The sequence below is a fragment of the Phyllobacterium zundukense genome, from assembly GCF_025452195.1.
GTDB lineage: Bacteria > Pseudomonadota > Alphaproteobacteria > Rhizobiales > Rhizobiaceae > Phyllobacterium > Phyllobacterium zundukense_A.
In genome coordinates this window covers 3306852-3321982 of sequence record NZ_CP104973.1, presented here as the reverse complement: position 1 = coordinate 3321982, position 15131 = coordinate 3306852, and the positions used below count along the sequence as shown (strand labels likewise).

Annotated in this window: 14 protein-coding genes; 5 read left to right on the top strand and 9 right to left on the bottom strand. The window is 57.1% G+C overall.

Going from position 1 to position 15131, the window contains the following annotated elements:
- Positions 1 to 300 precede the first annotated feature (300 nt).
- The 3 genes from N8E88_RS28650 to topA are packed head-to-tail and all read right to left on the bottom strand — an operon-like array spanning position 301 to position 5677.
- Positions 301 to 732 carry a DUF983 domain-containing protein gene (locus N8E88_RS28650; RefSeq protein WP_262293499.1) on the bottom strand — a complete coding sequence of 144 codons (432 nt, stop codon included), beginning with the start codon at positions 730 to 732 and terminating at the stop codon, positions 301 to 303.
- Positions 732 to 3053 (bottom strand): ribonuclease R, encoded by a 2322-nt coding sequence (rnr, locus tag N8E88_RS28645; protein ID WP_410010628.1) that lies wholly within the window; start codon positions 3051 to 3053, stop codon positions 732 to 734. The genes N8E88_RS28650 and rnr overlap by 1 nt, the downstream gene beginning before the upstream one ends.
- Positions 3054 to 3064: 11 nt before the next feature.
- Positions 3065 to 5677: a type I DNA topoisomerase gene (gene topA / locus N8E88_RS28640; protein ID WP_262293498.1), complete on the bottom strand. Its 2613-nt coding sequence runs from the start codon at positions 5675 to 5677 to the stop codon at positions 3065 to 3067.
- A 327-nt stretch (positions 5678 to 6004) separates the two neighbouring features.
- On the opposite strand from topA, the gene N8E88_RS28635 reads away from it, so the two are divergent.
- The gene (locus N8E88_RS28635) at positions 6005 to 6205 is read left to right on the top strand and encodes a hypothetical protein (RefSeq protein WP_114429323.1); all 201 of its coding nucleotides are present in this window, start codon (positions 6005 to 6007) and stop codon (positions 6203 to 6205) included.
- On the opposite strand, the gene dprA is transcribed toward N8E88_RS28635, so the two are convergent.
- The 5 genes from dprA to N8E88_RS28610 all read right to left on the bottom strand — a co-directional run bounded on the left by dprA (position 6173) and on the right by N8E88_RS28610 (position 10655).
- The gene (gene dprA, locus N8E88_RS28630; RefSeq protein WP_262293497.1) at positions 6173 to 7306 is read right to left on the bottom strand and encodes a DNA-processing protein DprA; all 1134 of its coding nucleotides are present in this window, start codon (positions 7304 to 7306) and stop codon (positions 6173 to 6175) included. The genes N8E88_RS28635 and dprA overlap by 33 nt on opposite strands.
- A complete protein-coding gene (gene plsY, locus N8E88_RS28625; RefSeq protein ID WP_262293496.1) occupies positions 7303 to 7917 on the bottom strand; it encodes a glycerol-3-phosphate 1-O-acyltransferase PlsY in 615 nt (204 codons plus the stop codon). The genes dprA and plsY overlap by 4 nt, the downstream gene beginning before the upstream one ends.
- Before the next feature lie 20 nt (positions 7918 to 7937).
- Entirely contained in the window at positions 7938 to 9224 is a 1287-nt protein-coding gene (locus tag N8E88_RS28620) for a dihydroorotase (protein WP_262293495.1), read from the bottom strand.
- Positions 9221 to 10186 (bottom strand): aspartate carbamoyltransferase catalytic subunit, encoded by a 966-nt coding sequence (locus tag N8E88_RS28615; RefSeq protein WP_262293494.1) that lies wholly within the window; start codon positions 10184 to 10186, stop codon positions 9221 to 9223. The genes N8E88_RS28620 and N8E88_RS28615 overlap by 4 nt, the downstream gene beginning before the upstream one ends.
- A gap of 253 nt (positions 10187 to 10439) precedes the next feature.
- The gene (locus tag N8E88_RS28610) at positions 10440 to 10655 is read right to left on the bottom strand and encodes a hypothetical protein (RefSeq protein ID WP_262293493.1); all 216 of its coding nucleotides are present in this window, start codon (positions 10653 to 10655) and stop codon (positions 10440 to 10442) included.
- Positions 10656 to 10738: 83 nt separating this feature from the next.
- Here N8E88_RS28610 and N8E88_RS28605 point away from each other — a divergent pair, with 83 nt between their 5' ends.
- From N8E88_RS28605 to N8E88_RS28595, 3 genes are all read left to right on the top strand, one after another.
- Positions 10739 to 11008 carry a DUF982 domain-containing protein gene (locus tag N8E88_RS28605; RefSeq protein ID WP_262293492.1) on the top strand — a complete coding sequence of 90 codons (270 nt, stop codon included), beginning with the start codon at positions 10739 to 10741 and terminating at the stop codon, positions 11006 to 11008.
- Positions 11009 to 11284: 276 nt separating this feature from the next.
- Positions 11285 to 12916, top strand: a complete 1632-nt coding sequence (locus tag N8E88_RS28600) for an acyl-CoA dehydrogenase family protein (RefSeq protein ID WP_262293491.1) — start codon at positions 11285 to 11287, stop codon at positions 12914 to 12916.
- Positions 12917 to 13206: 290 nt separating this feature from the next.
- Positions 13207 to 13542 (top strand): DUF6105 family protein, encoded by a 336-nt coding sequence (locus N8E88_RS28595; protein WP_262293490.1) that lies wholly within the window; start codon positions 13207 to 13209, stop codon positions 13540 to 13542.
- Here N8E88_RS28595 and ruvX read toward each other — a convergent pair.
- Positions 13506 to 14006, bottom strand: coding sequence for a Holliday junction resolvase RuvX (gene ruvX, locus N8E88_RS28590; RefSeq protein WP_262293489.1), 501 nt, complete (start codon positions 14004 to 14006; stop codon positions 13506 to 13508). The genes N8E88_RS28595 and ruvX overlap by 37 nt on opposite strands.
- Before the next feature lie 372 nt (positions 14007 to 14378).
- On the opposite strand from ruvX, the gene N8E88_RS28585 reads away from it, so the two are divergent.
- On the top strand, positions 14379 to 15083 hold the full coding sequence (locus N8E88_RS28585; RefSeq protein WP_262293488.1) for a metal-dependent hydrolase: 705 nt from the start codon (positions 14379 to 14381) through the stop codon (positions 15081 to 15083).
- The last annotated feature ends 48 nt before the right edge of the window (positions 15084 to 15131 follow it).

The following is a 15131-nucleotide window of genomic DNA, read 5'->3' as shown; positions in this document are numbered from 1 at the left end:
AGAGCGCAATTGCCCGGCAGCGTTGAACGCTTGAGCGGCTGCCCATGCCGGTCAACAGTTTTGCTTGATCAACATCGGAGAGTTCAGCAATGGCGGATATGCGGCCGTCCGCGGGTTCCGTCCGCCCGCCAGGGAAGACGAATTTTCCCGGCATGAACACGTGACGCATATGCCGCTTGCCCATGAGGATGCGCAGATCCTTGCCGGAGCGGTCGATGAGCAACAAGGAAGCAGCATCGCGTGGCCGGATAGGAACTATCGGCTTGTCTGGTTGGATCGGGATGGCAGTGGCTTGATCATTCACTGTTCCCGTGGCTCCTGATCGTCAGTCTCGCCGCCAAAACCATGCATATAATTTGCCCATTGCAAGCCAATGATGGCGCCTTTGACCGGCTGCAGCAAACCTATCGACAGAAGGATCGTCAAGGGAACCCAGATGGCCAGATGCACCCAATTGGACAATATGAACAGGGTTTCAACGGCCAGAAATCCGCCAAGGACGATGTGGCCGACGATCGTGATGGTGATATAGGCCGGAAAATCGTCGGCCCGCTGATGGGTGTAGTCCTCGCCGCATACGGCGCAATTATCGACCGGCTTGACGAAAGCGCGAAATAGCTTGCCTTCGCCACAATGCGGGCAGCGACAGCGCAATCCACGCCACATCGCCTGCCACACCGGCCGGTGCTCTCTCGCGGGCGTCGTATCAGCACCGAAAATTTGTTCTGCCATTACCTGCCTCTTCGTCCGCCCCGCGATACGGTAGACGGACGCTTCTGGTTTCCGCGTATAAAACGCTTTGCCTTATGGTGCGAGCGAACGCCGCTCGGCACCGGATGCGGTTCCGAAAGCATCTCGAACCGCAACGCGCCGGCAACTGGCAAGGCTTCGACCAAACGAACCTCGACAACGTCGCCGAGGCGGAATCCCTTGCCACTGCGTTCGCCGGACAGAGCGTGGTTGGTTTCGTCGTAAAGATAGTAATCATCGCCCAAAGTTGAAATGGGGATAAACCCGTCCGCGCCATATGTCGCAAGGGAAACGAACAGGCCGGCCCTGGTAACGCCCTGGACGCGGCCGTCGAAACTGCTGCCCACCTTGTCCGCCAGAAAGTGCGCGATCAGCCGGTCGACAGTGTCGCGCTCGGCGGCCATGGCGCGACGCTCGGACGTCGAGATCAGGGCGGCGATTTCAGGCAATGCCGCTTCTTCGTCTGGCGTCAGGCCATCAGGTCCGAGGCCCAATGCCGAAATCAGCGCGCGGTGCACGATAAGGTCGGCATAGCGGCGGATGGGCGACGTGAAGTGCGCGTAGCGATGAAGGTTGAGGCCGAAATGCCCAATGTTCGCGGGGTTGTATTCCGCCTGCGATTGCGAACGCAGCACGACCTGATTGACGAGATCTTGGCTGTCGCTGCCCTCGACGCGCTTCAGGATATGGTTGAACTGGTTCGGACGCAATTCTGCGCCCCGGGCCAGCGATATATCCATGGTCCGCAGGAACTCGCGCAGGGTTTCCTGCTTGGCCAGCGAAGGCGCGTCGTGGATGCGGAAGATCAGTGGCTGTTTCTTGCGCTCCAGCGTTTCGGCGGCAGCAACATTGGCCTGGATCATGAACTCTTCGATGAGCTTGTGCGCATCGAGCCGCGGCGGGATCACGACCTTGTCGACTTTGCCTTCGGGTGTAAGCAGGATTTTCTTTTCGGGGAGGTCTAGTTCCAGTGGCTCTCGCGCGTCTCGGCCGCGTTTCAGCACGGCATAGGCCGCCCAGAGCGGCTTCAGGATCGTATCAAGTATCGGCGCTGTCTTCTCGTCCGTAGCGCCATCGACCGCCGCCTGCGCCTGCGGGTAGGAAAGCCGGGCGTGCGACCGCATCATGATGCGGTGAAAGGCATGGGAGTGCTTGCGGCCCTCGGCATCAAAGATCATGCGGACGGCAAGAGCAGGGCGGTCGACCAGTTCTTTCAGCGAACAAAGATCATTGGAAATGCGCTCAGGCAGCATCGGCACGACGCGGTCGGGGAAATAGACCGAATTGCCGCGCTTTAAAGCCTCGCGGTCCAGCTGCGAACGTGGGGTTACATAGGCTGCGACATCAGCGATGGCGACGGTCGCGATGAAGCCGCCCGGATTTTTCTCGTCCGGATCAGGCTCGGCATAAACCGCATCGTCGTGATCTTTTGCATCGGCTGGATCGATGGTCACCAACGGAACATGACGCCAGTCCTCGCGATGCGCCATGGTTGCGGGTCTGGCCTTTTCGGCTTCCGCAGTGACGCTATCCGGAAAGACATGCGGGATCTCATGCTCATGGATGGCGATCATCGACAGGGCTTTTTCACTCGCAACGGAACCGACAACCTGCGTGATCCGGCCAAGTGCAAGTCCATATCGGCTGATTTTTGAAACCTCGACTTCGACGAGGTCGTTTGCCTTGGCATTGTTCAGCTGGGCAGGATCGATCGCGAGTTCGACTTGTCGCCGTTCAACAGGTTCGAGGCGCCACTCGCCATTGTCGAGTTTGCGCAACACGCCCAAAACCGCATCCTTGCGATGCTCGATCTTCTTGATGACACGTCCCGTATAGGCAGGTCCGGTAGGGTCAGCACTGACAAAAATACGCGCCAGAACACGGTCGCCGACGCCGGGAGTCGGACCTTTCTGATTGCGCGAGGCGCGAATGAAAACGACCGGTGGCCGTTCCTGGTGGTTGGCGTCCCATTCAGCAGGCTTGGCGATCAACCCGCCATCGCTATCGCGTCCGGTTATGTCGAGAACCGCCACGCTCGGGAGGCTACCGGGCAGGGCGAGCCGCTTGGCGCGCTTTTCGACGAGCCCGCCATCCGCGAGATCGCGTAGAATATCCTTCAGGGCGATGCGTGCATCGCCCTTCAGATTGAATGCTTTGGCGATGTCACGTTTGCCGGCAAGGTCAGGATTTTCCTGAATGAATTGCAGAATCTCATCGCGACTTGGCATATGCGGTTCGCGTCCCGAAGCCGCAGAATTGGCAGGCCGCTTTTTTCCGCTGGGTGGAGAGATACGGCGTGCCAATCGATTTTTTCCTAACTTGTTTTTTTCGTTGCAGTCTTTTTCGCAGCCGGTTTTTTCGCGGCTGGTTTTTTGGCTGCGGGCGCTTTTTTAGGGGACGCCTTCTTCGTACCTTTGGAGCCCGCCTTTTCAGCGATCATAGCAAGTGCTTCCTCGACGGTCACGCCCGCCGGGTCCTTGCCCTTCGGCAGCGTGGCATTGACCTTGCCCCAGTTCACATAGGGGCCGTATTTTCCGTCGCGAACGGTTATCACCCCGCCATCGGGATGCTCGCCAAGATCCTTGAGCGCTGCAGGCGTGCCCCGACCGCGCCCCGGACCCTTTGCCTGCTTGTCCGCAAGCACGGTAACCGCACGATTGAGGCCGATGGAGAACACCTCTTCTGCATTCTCCAGATTGGCATAGGTTCCTTCATGCGTGATGTAAGGGCCGTAGCGTCCGATTCCGGCCGAGATCATCTTCGCCGTTTCGGGATGTTGGCCCACATCGCGAGGCAGGGAGAGCAGCGCCAGCGCTTTTTCATGGTCCAGTGCATCAAGCGTCCAGCCCTTCGGCAGGCTGGCACGCTTGGCTTCCTTGCCATCGCCTCGCTGCACATAGGGCCCAAACCTGCCATTGCGTGCGGTAATATCCTCGTCCGTATAGGGGTCTTTGCCGAGCAGTTTTGGCTCGTCGCCACCATTGCCGTTCTCGTTTGCCGCTTCGCTGCCGCCAAGCTGACGCGTGAATTTGCATTCAGGATAGTTCGAACAGCCGACAAATGCGCCGTACTTGCCGAGCTTCAGCGACAGATTGCCCGTGCCGCAGACCTGACAGATACGCGGATCGCTGCCATCTTCACGCGGCGGAAACACCAGCGGTCCAAGCTGGTCATTCAACGCATCCAGCACATTGGTAACGCGCAGTTCCTTGATTCCATCGACAGACCCGAAGAAATCAGTCCAGAAAGCGCGCAGAACATCCTTCCACTTCAGCTTTCCATCGGAAATTTCGTCGAGCTTCTCTTCAAGAGCAGCGGTGAAATCATATTCGACATAGCGCTTGAAGAAACTTTCCAGGAAGGCAATGACCAGCCGGCCCTTGGCTTCTGGGATGAGCTTGCGCTTGTCGATGGTTATATATTCGCGATCGCGAAGGGTGGCGAGCGTCGATGCATAGGTGGAAGGACGACCGATGCCGAGTTCTTCCATCTTCTTGATGAGCGTCGCTTCCGAATAACGCGGCGGCGGCTCAGTCGAATGCTGTGTCGCGTTGATTTTTTCGCGGGCAAGGGGCTCTCCCGCGCGGATCTCTGGAAGACGTCCACCGTCTTCATCGACGTCTTCTTCCTCGCGATGATCCGTATAAGCACCGAGAAAGCCATCAAACCTGATGACCGAGCCCGTGGCGCGGAGTTGCGCAAAACGCGACCCGTTCTGCGCATCGATTTCAACGGTCGTTCGTTCGATGTCCGCAGACTGCATCTGGCTGGCCATAGCGCGCTTCCAGATCAGCTCGTATAGCTTCGCCTGATCCGCATCAAGAAACTGCCGCATATCCTTGGGATGTCGATTGAAATCGGTCGGGCGTATCGCTTCGTGCGCTTCCTGGGCGTTCTTTGCCTTTGTGGCGTAAAAGCGAGGCTTTTCCGGAACGTACTTGTCGCCAAAAACCTTGCCGATCGTCTGGCGCGCCGCCTGAACGGCTTCGGGCGCCATCTGCACGCCATCAGTACGCATATAAGTGATCAAGCCAGCGGTTTCGGTACCGAGATCCATGCCTTCATACAGCTTCTGCGCGATCTGCATGGTGCGTGATGCGGAAAATCCGAGCTGACCAGACGCCGCCTGCTGCAAACTCGATGTGGTGAAGGGCGGGCCAGGGCTCCGCTTGATCGGCTTCGCTTCGACCGATGCCGCCTTGAAGGACGCACCCTCCAGCATGCCGCGAATTTCGCCGGCCTGTTCACTATTCTTGATATCGAGCTTGCCGAGTTTCTTGCCATCGACTGATACCAGCCGTGCCTCGAATCCGTCATTGCGCGGGGTTTTCAGGAGCGCCGCGATATTCCAGTATTCTTCCCGGATAAAGCGTTCGATTTCCGCTTCGCGATCGGCGACGAGCCGCAAGGCGACCGACTGGACACGGCCAGCAGAGCGTGCGCCAGGGAGTTTCCGCCAAAGCACGGGGGAGAGGGTGAAGCCGAAAAGATAGTCCAAAGCCCGGCGTGCGAGATAGGCGTCGACGAGCGGCATATCGATGTCGCGCGGATTGGCCATCGCATCGAGTACTGCACCCTTGGTGATGGCATTGAACACAACGCGTTGGACGCTCTTCTTTCCTATGGCCTTTTTCTGCTGCAGTACTTCGAGAACATGCCAGGAGATAGCCTCGCCTTCGCGGTCCGGATCGGTTGCGAGGATGAGGCCGTCGCTCTCTTTCAAAGCTTTGACAATGTCGCTTAGTCGTTTGGCCGAGGCCGAGTCGACTTCCCACGACATCGAGAAATCATCGTCAGGGCGCACCGATCCATCCTTGGCCGGCAGATCGCGCACATGGCCGAACGAGGCCAGGACCGTATAACCCGAACCGAGATATTTGTTGATTGTTTTGGCCTTGGCAGGCGATTCGACGACGACAACATTCATTACAGATTTGAGCTTTCCTGCCCTTGTCAGATTGCAAAAGCACTAATTTAGCTTCGGAACAGGCCTGTGAAATGAACAGGCTTCGACACAACGTCAAGGTCTGTACATCAAAAATCGTGAATTACAACCTAGGGTTGCTCGCATAACTTATGCAATTAATGGTATTTCCCCCTGGGGTTCAAGCCTATAGTGAATTCTCGTGTGAGTCATTTATGGTTTCGTATATAGAGTATAAAAAACAGCAGCTTATATAGGCATAAATTAAGATATTCTGAGTCAAAGTATAGCGCATATTTTCGATATAAATTTATATTTAAGGATCAAATTATGAGCGAAAGTCGAATTGATCAAATTGAAAACGCCAGATTTATTCAGCAAATGCTCGGTGAGTTACGAGCAATGGCCAAAACGAACCGGCTGGAGATGTTGGCGTATCTTATAGAAATTGCATATATTGAAAGCAGTGACCAGTTGCAGAAAGAACTGGGTACAGCTTCACGCATAAACAAGCGAAACATGTCCGCCTGAGTGACGCTGTAAACGTCCGGCGAGATCGAGTTCGAGCAGAATCAGCATTACCACCGACGGGTGTAGTTCGCTGGTGCGGATCAGGTCGTCGATATCGACTGGAACGGGGCCGAGCAGATTGACGAAGCGGTCCCGATCGGTTTCGTCGGGTGGATTGATTGTCGGGAAATCGATGTCTGGTGCGAGAAACCCTGGATCATCGAAAACAGGCCGTTCGACCAGTGGCGTCAATGCGGTTATTATGTCTTCGCTAGTGGTTGTCACGATGGCTCCGTTTTTCAGCAACCCGTTGGTGCCCTTCGCCCTTGGATCGAGGGGAGAGCCGGGCACCGCGAAGACAAGCCTGCCAAGTTCTCCCGCCAGCCGGGCGCTGATCAATGAGCCGGAACGTTCAGCGGCTTCAACGACGACCAGGCCGAGCGACAGGGCGGCGATAATACGATTTCGCCTCGGAAAATCTCGGGCCCGGGGTTCCCAACCGAACGGCATTTCACTGATCGCAGCCCCATTGCGTGCACTTATCGCCTTATAGAGATTGAGGTTTTCCGGCGGATAGGGGACGTCCAGCCCGCCGGCCATGACGGCCACTGTTCCGTAATCCAGGCTGGCCTCATGGGCAGCCGTGTCTATTCCACGTGCCAGACCGGAGATAATGGCATAGCCCGCTTCACCGAGTTCCCTCGCAATCATCCGGGCAAACTTGATCCCCACCAACGACGCGTTGCGTGCGCCGACGATGGCAACGGGCGGTAACCTGAATACCGCGGGATTCCCCTTGATCGCGACCAAGGGCGGAGGATTGTCGCACTGGCGGAGATAGCGGGGATAGTCGGGCTCACCGATGCCGACGAAAACAGCGCCCATTTTTGCCGCCGCCTGCATTTCGCGTTCAGCGTCCTGCAGACTGGCAATTCGAATGGGCCGGCCGCCGCCACCGCGCCTGACGAGTTCGGGCAGCATTTCCAATGCATCGCTCGCAGAACCGCAATGAACGATAAGGTCGCGGAACGTTGCGGGACCGACATTTTCGCTGCGGATCAACCGAAGCCAGCTCAAGCGCTGGCTGTCAGAAAGGCGTATGCCCTTCTTTTCTTCATTCATCCTTTGGCGCCGATCTTGCCTTCGGTGCCGGAGGCAAGGCGCTGGATATTTGCCCTGTGCTTGATGAAGACAATAATTGTCAGGACGAGGAAAAGCGCTGCGATCTGGTGGACGCCCATTATGTAGAGTGCAATCGGAACGATGATGGCCGCGACAAGGGCGGCGAGCGAGGAGTAGCGAGTGGTGTAGGCTATAATCAGCCAGACGGCGGCGAAAATCAGTGCACCCTGCCAGAACAGCCCAAGCAGAACGCCAAGATACGTCGCGACACCTTTACCGCCCTTGAATTTCAACCAGACCGGGAAAATATGGCCGACGAAGGCGCCGAAGCCTGCGACAATTGCTGCTTCAGGGCTGGCGATGCCGGCGATCAACACCGCCACGGTGCCTTTCAGCATATCCAGCAGCAATGTTGCAGCGGCCAGTTTCTTGTTGCCGGTACGCAGAACATTGGTCGCGCCGATATTGCCGGAACCGATGCTGCGCACATCGCCAAGGCCTGCCATGCGGGTCAGAATCAAGCCAAAGGGGATCGAGCCGAGCAGGTAGCCAAAAACGAGTGCAAAGAGGAGGAGCGGAATTCCTGCCTGCCCATTGAAGAAATCCGACATGCATCGTCCCCTTAGGTGAACTAGATCGTGAAGACCGACTTCCCTGCAACAAATGTCTGTATAACCCGGCCTTGAAAACGTGCGCCCTCGAAACAAGAGTTCTTGGAACGCGACCGTAAATCTTCTTCCTTCACTACCCACGGTTCGTCAAGATCGACTATGGTCATATCCGCCTTTGAACCCGGTCGCAGCGAACCTGCATCGAGGCCGAAAATCCTGGCAGGCGCGCTGGACATCGCTTCGACGATACGCAAGAGCGGAACGTCGCCGTTGTGGTGCAATCTCAGTGCTGCGCCGAGCAGGGTTTCGAGGCCGATTGCGCCCGCTGCCGCATCGGCAAATGGCAATCGTTTGGTATCGACGTCCTGGGGATCATGCGCGGACACGATGATATCGATCGTGCCGTCGCGCAGGGCTTCGACCATGGCGCGGCGGTCTTCCTCGAGCCGCAATGGCGGCTGCAAGCGGAAGAACGTGCGGAATTCGCCGATATCGTTTTCGTTCAGGGAGAGGTGGTTGATCGATACCGCCGAAGTGACATTCAGACCATTCTGCTTGGCACGGGAAATCACCTCTGCCGACATGGCAGTCGAAATCTGCGCGGCGTGGTAGGCGCCCTGTGTCAACGCCGCCAGGCGCATGTCCCGCTCGAGGGGGATCACTTCGGCTTCGCGTGGCGTGCCGGAAAGTCCCAGCCAACTCGCATATAATCCCTCGTTCATGACGCCGCTGATACCGAGGTGCGGGTCCTGAGCCTCATGCGCGAGGACCACACCGAAATCACGGGCATAGGTGAGGGCGCGGCGCATCAGCTGGGTGTTGGCGATCGAATTGCGCCCTTCAGTAATGGCCACTGCACCCGCCTCACGCAGGAGACCGATCTCGGTCATTTCCTCGCCATGCAAGCCCTTGGTGACTGCGGCCGCCGGGTAGACATTGACGACCGCCGTATCGCGTGCCGTTCGCTTGATGAATTCAACCAGTGCGACATTATCGATGACCGGGTCGGTATCCGGCATCATGATAACCGATGTAACACCGCCAGCTGCCGCGGCATGGCTGGCAGACGCAATGGTTTCGCGATGTTCTGCGCCGGGCTCACCAATGAAGACGCGTGCATCGACCAGACCCGGAAGCACCGCCTTACCCTTGCAGTCAATGATGGTCGCGCCTTCCGGGGTGCCCTGATTGCGGGCATCGACGCTGCTGGCGACGATCCTGTCATTCTCGATGATGATCGTGCCGGTTTCGTCGAGCCCGCGCGACGGATCGACGATGCGTGCATTTTGCAGGACGGTGGCGCTCATCCGGCCACTCCTTCGGCATTGCGGCGGGGATCGAGCAGCGCTTCCATCACCGCCATGCGCACAGCAACACCCATCTCGACCTGTTCCTGAATAACGCTCTGTGAACCATCGGCTACATCCGATGCGATTTCAACGCCGCGGTTCATCGGACCGGGATGCATGACCAGCGCATCCGGCTTGGCGTATTTGAGCTTTTCGCGATCGAGGCCGTGATAGCGGAAATATTCCCGTACCGAGGGTACGAAGGAACCGGTCATGCGCTCGCGCTGTAGCCGCAGCATCATCACCACGTCGGCGTCTTTCAGGCCTTCTTCCATGTTGTGGAAGACTTCGGCCCCCATATGCGCAATGCCCGCGGGGAGGAGGGTCGAGGGGGCGACCACACGAACGCGCGCGCCTAAGGCATTGAGAAGTATTATGTTCGACCGCGCCACGCGCGAGTGCAGTACGTCGCCGCAGATGGCAACGGTCAGCCGGGCGATCTTGCCCTTGGCGCGGCGGATCGTCAGCGCATCGAGCAGCGCCTGCGTCGGATGTTCATGTGCACCATCGCCGGCATTCACCACCGAACAGCCGACCTTTTGTGCGAGAAGTGCGGCGGCTCCGGCCGACCCATGGCGAATAATCAGGATATCAGGGCGCATGGCATTGAGCGTCATCGCCGTGTCGATCAGGGTTTCACCCTTTTTGACCGAGGAGTTTCCAACCGCCATGTTCATGACGTCAGCGCCCAGCCGCTTTCCGGCAAGTTCGAAGGATGATTGGGTGCGGGTCGATGCCTCGAAAAACAGATTGATCTGGGTGCGTCCGCGCAAAGTCGTTTTTTTCTTCTCGGACTGGCGCGAAACCGCGATCTCGCTCTCGGCAAGATCGAGCAACTGGACAATGTCTTGAGGCGAAAGGCCCTTGATGCCAAGCAAGTGGCGGTGGGGAAACAGGAGAGGGGGCTCTTTTGATGTCATATCAAACTTTCAAGGCTTTAAAATCTATCATTTAAACCGCCCTATCTCTTTGGTCATCTGCCACCCGGCGAATATCGCGATACCCATTGCGATGGGCTTATATTCAACGCGGGGATTCGCCGCAAGCCATGGGCAACGCGTTACTCGCACGCCGATACGCAGCGACGCCGTCCCCTGATCGTCGGTACGTCCGGCGCGACGAGCTCGCGAAAGAGTATACAAAGCAGTGGGTACACGCCGGCGTAGTGCGCTGTCAGTCCTTGCGAATGATCTGGCCATCATGCATTTCGAACACACCGTTGTCGCCGCCTTGCGCGTAGAAGTCCGTTTCAAGTTCCGCCCAGGTGCCTAGATACGTACCGCACGCACTGCAGTGAATTGGTGAAATCGAAGTCACGTTCTGGGTGAGGGTGAGATAGATCCGGTGGCAGTTGGGGCATTCAAGCTTGCTGTCCAGCCTCTTTTCCATACTCGTTCCAGTCAGTGATCTCTGTAGATGCACACACTATGCTGGTCCGTTGGAACCGCAAATGATTTTCTGCGTTTCGCAACATGCGTGCACTACCATTTCATCACGTGACAATCAGTACCGGTCATGGCGGCATGATGCAGAACATTGCGTCGGTGGAAGAAGCTGCCGAGTTCCTGACGCTGCATTGGCCTGAAGAAAAGGGCAGGAAGTTCCGATCAGCTCGACAAATATGCCTTGATGCCATGGCAGGAAGGGAAACAGCCAAACACGCACGGTCCGCCTTTGTTGCCGCAGCAAAAGAAGCCGATATCTACGTGAGGGAACGCACGCCTTCACCGACCAATCCTTAGTCGGCCAGCTGGCGTCAGCCGCATTGGTTGGCCGCTCGTTTGCGGTTGCGCCCGGCGATCCAATGTCTAATGGCATCGACCGCCTCTCGATTGCCCATCGCATTTACTGAAAATGCGAAAAGCATTATGCGATGAATATCGACTAAAGGGCGAGAGTCCTTGTATGAATGAGTTAACCGCTTGTCAGAGTCTTCATCCCATAAAGAGTTCGACGCGCAATCAATCGCATAGGCCGCAGCTTTGCGCGAACATTGAAATTTGAATCAGGACAGTTTCTTGAAAACCCACGACGTTCTCAACCAGACGCCACCGATGACCGGCCTGAACGCCTATCTCGGCGATCCACTGATAATGCAGATCACCAAGCGACTGCCGCAATCCGTGCGTACGGAGCTGGAGCAGAACGGCAAATTCGTACTCTCCGGCGATGCACAAGATCTGGCCAGGCTTGCCAATATCGAGGTGCCGAAGCTCAGGACGCATGATCGTCAAGGGCATCGGATCGACGTTGTCGACTATCATCCTGCATACCATGCGTTGATGCGCCGGTCGGTGAGCCAGGGCCTGCATTCATCCATATGGGAGGACGGCAAGCCGGAAGCGGGGTCGCGGCATCAATCGCGCGCCGCACGTTTTTACCTGACATCGCAGCTGGAATGCGGGCACCTGTGCCCCCTGACCATGACGAGTGCCTCGCTGGCGGCATTGATGGCCGCGCCCAATCTCTATCGCGAATGGTCGCCGCTGATCCTGCCGCGCAAATATGATTCCAGCAATAAATCGCCGGCAAAGAAGACAGGTCTCACCCTTGGCATGGGCATGACCGAGAAGCAGGGCGGCACGGACGTCCACACCAACACCACAAAAGCGGAACCGACCGGAAGCGGGTTCTATCGCATCACCGGCCACAAATGGTTCATGTCAGCGCCGATGTCGGATGCATTTCTGGTGCTGGCACAGGCGCGCGAGGGACTATCCTGCTTTCTCGTGCCCCGCATTCTTCCCGATGGCTCTTCGAACGGTTTTCGTTTTCAACGTTTGAAGGACAAGCTTGGCAACCGCTCCAATGCTTCTTCGGAGGTCGAATTCGACAATGCGTTCGGCCAGATGGTCGGGAACCCGGGCGATGGCGTCAAGACGATCATCGACATGGTGACGCTCACCCGCCTCGACTGCGCGATTGCATCGGCCGGACTGATGCGCGCGGGCCTGGCCGAGGCCGTACACCATGCGCGGCACCGCATCGTCTTCGAAGGACCGCTGATCGACAAGCCGCTAATGCTGCGGGTCCTGGCGGATATGGCCCTCGATGTTGCCGGCGCGACAGCTTTGTCGCTGCGCCTGGCGCGGGCGTTCGATAACGCTGCAAAAGACCGCGGCGAGGCTGCATTTGCTCGCGTGATGACGCCGGTCGTCAAATATTGGGTGGCGAAGATTGCGCCCGCGATGCTCTACGAGGCGATGGAGTGTCTCGGAGGCAATGGTTATATCGAGGAAGGCAATCTTGCGCGCTATTACCGGGAGGCTCCGGTCAACGCGATCTGGGAAGGATCCGGCAACGTAATGGCACTCGACGTGCTGCGTGTGCTGAAACGCGGTCCGCAGCTTTTCGACGAAGTGCTCAACTGGATCGGCGCGCAACTCGGGCGCGGCGGGCAGGGCACCGTGGAAGTCCTGCGCGCCGCGATGCGCGTTGCCGAAAACGACGAAGGTGCAGCGCGCATATTGACCGAGCAACTGGCGCTCGCGGCCGCTGGCGCCGAACTGCGGCATCTGCAGTCAGAAGATATCGCCGACGCCTTCGTCGAAACCCGTCTGGGCGGACAGTGGCGCACGACCTACGGCATGTTGGATGCCCGCCACAACGCCAAGGATATTATCGACTCGCTCTACCCAGCGGCTAATTAGTCCAAAGCTCTAACTGCTTCCCTGCTACGTGATCTCATGCAGTGCACGCGCTGCGTGTGCTGCCTTCTATTGTCAAAAAATCTGCTGACTCATCAAAAAAATCGCATCGGCGGCGCAGAAGGGGGCTCGCTAATGCCTTCAATTTGAATTAAATTTTTATAAATTAACCTTAACAAAAGGTTTACATTGCGGTGTGTTTCTTAAACGATATCACTACAACCTGAAAATGCACTGCAAAAACGCAGGGTTAAGACGAAATGATTAGACCCGCCCAATCGAGGAGAAACTGAATGCGCAGCTTCCTGATTTTTTGGGCTGGGCCTCTTGGCTTCCTGTGGGGCTGGTATTTTCTCTCGCTCTATGACCTGAGCATGGGCATGTTTTTCTTCAGCCGCGAGATGCACGATCAGGTTTTCACTATCTACGGAAATATCCTGGACATCCCGCCGGAGACGATTCCACCATTGGTTGCACGTGCCTGCATCGTCGATACCGGCCTCGTTCTGTGTCTGATAGCGTTCCGCCGCCGTCGCCAGATCATCGCCTGGGTGCAGGCCTGGCGTGCTGCACGGGCAGCAACCGCAGCAACCTATGTCGAGGAATTACCGTCCACGTCGGCTTCCTGACGCAGAGTTTGCAGACGGTCCAACGCGCCTTGCAGGATGAAGGCTGCTGCCGCTGAATCGATCCGCTCGGCGCGTTTCTGTCTCGAAACATCCATTCCGATCAAGGCGCGTTCCGCAGCAACGGTCGATAGCCGCTCGTCCCAATATACGAACGGAAGCTCGGTCAGCTTTTCCATATTGCGTACAAAAGCGCGGGTGGCTTGCACCCGCGGACCTTCGCTGCCGTCCATATTCACCGGTAGCCCAATGACGATTGCGCCGACATTGTCAGCACTCAAGGCCTTCAACAGATCCTGTGCGTCATGGGCGAATTTGCTGCGCCTCAGCACAGGACGCGGATTGGCGAAGGAGAATCCGCGATCGGAAATGGCGATACCGATCGTCTTCGTACCAAGGTCAAGGCCGGCTACAGTCTTGCCATCCGCGACGTGCTCTTCGAGCTGTTCAATTCTCAGTACCGTCAATTTGATTGGTTCCGCACTTTCATGGATCGCTTTATTGTCACATACCGGCAATAGAGCCTTTCATGCCTAAATAGAACCGTTCTGCCGGAGGAAATTCGTGGGACAAGGTCGAGGGGGGTTGGCGAGGCCGATGCCTTTCCATCGGACGATGCCGAGGCCCGAAGGATTTGGTCCGAATTCACCCGGCCCTTTGGGTTTCCGGCTGGCCGCCACCCACTTTGTCAGGCGACCTCGGACGATGGAAACACATCGACCTCGCCACCTTCCGCGTGGATTGTCTCGCCATCCGCGAAACAGAACTGGTTCTATTTAAGCATGAAAGGCTCTAGAAGCCTATGGCGAGGGTTCACTTGCAGTTGAAGGAACACGGATATGAAAATCACCTGGCTTGGCCATTCGGCCTTTCGGATTGAAACGGCAAAAAATACCATTCTTATCGACCCGTTCCTGACCGGGAACCCGGGTGCGAAGGGTGTTGACATGAAGGAAGCTGCGAAGGGCGTCAAACACATCATCCTGACCCACGGTCACGGCGACCATGTGGGTGACACGATTGATCTGTCGAAAGAGACCGGCGCGCTGGTGACCGGCAATGCCGATCTGGTAACGTGGCTCGGCTCCCGCGGAGTCAATCGCGTCGATCCGACCAATACAGGCGGCACGGTTTCCTATGACGGTTTCACCGTAACCTATGTCAACGCTCTGCATTCTTCCGCACAAATGACCGAGGACGGCGTTTCCCATTCGTTGGGTTCAGCCAACGGCGTTGTGCTGCATTTCGACGATGATCCGACGCTTTATCATATGGGCGATACGGACATCTTCTCCGACATGGCGCTGATCAATGAATTGCATCAGCCCGAAATCGGTATTGTTCCAATCGGTGACCGCTTCACCATGGGCGGCGCGGTTGCAGCGCTCGCAAGCCGGCGCTATTTCAAATTCAGCAAAGTCATACCTTGCCATTACGGGTCATTTCCGATCATCGATCAGACGGCGGATAAGTTCGTCGCCGGTATGGAAGGCGGTGCGAGCGAAGTTATCGTTGCCAGTACGAATAAGCATTTTGCGGTTTGATGCAGAGTGCTACAGCACATTCGTCGATCCTCAGGCCTTGGAGCGCAA

Excerpts from the sequence above, each read along its gene's own strand:
- N8E88_RS28650 (WP_262293499.1), bottom strand. The coding sequence starts at position 732 with ATGGCAGAACAAATTTTCGGTGCTGATACGACGCCCGCGAGAGAGCAC.
- topA (WP_262293498.1), bottom strand. The coding sequence starts at position 5,677 with ATGAATGTTGTCGTCGTCGAATCGCCTGCCAAGGCCAAAACAATCAAC.
- N8E88_RS28635 (WP_114429323.1), top strand. The coding sequence starts at position 6,005 with ATGAGCGAAAGTCGAATTGATCAAATTGAAAACGCCAGATTTATTCAG.
- dprA (WP_262293497.1), bottom strand. The coding sequence starts at position 7,306 with ATGAATGAAGAAAAGAAGGGCATACGCCTTTCTGACAGCCAGCGCTTG.
- plsY (WP_262293496.1), bottom strand. The coding sequence starts at position 7,917 with ATGTCGGATTTCTTCAATGGGCAGGCAGGAATTCCGCTCCTCCTCTTT.
- N8E88_RS28620 (WP_262293495.1), bottom strand. The coding sequence starts at position 9,224 with ATGAGCGCCACCGTCCTGCAAAATGCACGCATCGTCGATCCGTCGCGC.
- N8E88_RS28615 (WP_262293494.1), bottom strand. The coding sequence starts at position 10,186 with ATGACATCAAAAGAGCCCCCTCTCCTGTTTCCCCACCGCCACTTGCTT.
- N8E88_RS28610 (WP_262293493.1), bottom strand. The coding sequence starts at position 10,655 with ATGGAAAAGAGGCTGGACAGCAAGCTTGAATGCCCCAACTGCCACCGG.
- N8E88_RS28605 (WP_262293492.1), top strand. The coding sequence starts at position 10,739 with ATGCGTGCACTACCATTTCATCACGTGACAATCAGTACCGGTCATGGC.
- N8E88_RS28595 (WP_262293490.1), top strand. The coding sequence starts at position 13,207 with ATGCGCAGCTTCCTGATTTTTTGGGCTGGGCCTCTTGGCTTCCTGTGG.
- N8E88_RS28585 (WP_262293488.1), top strand. The coding sequence starts at position 14,379 with ATGAAAATCACCTGGCTTGGCCATTCGGCCTTTCGGATTGAAACGGCA.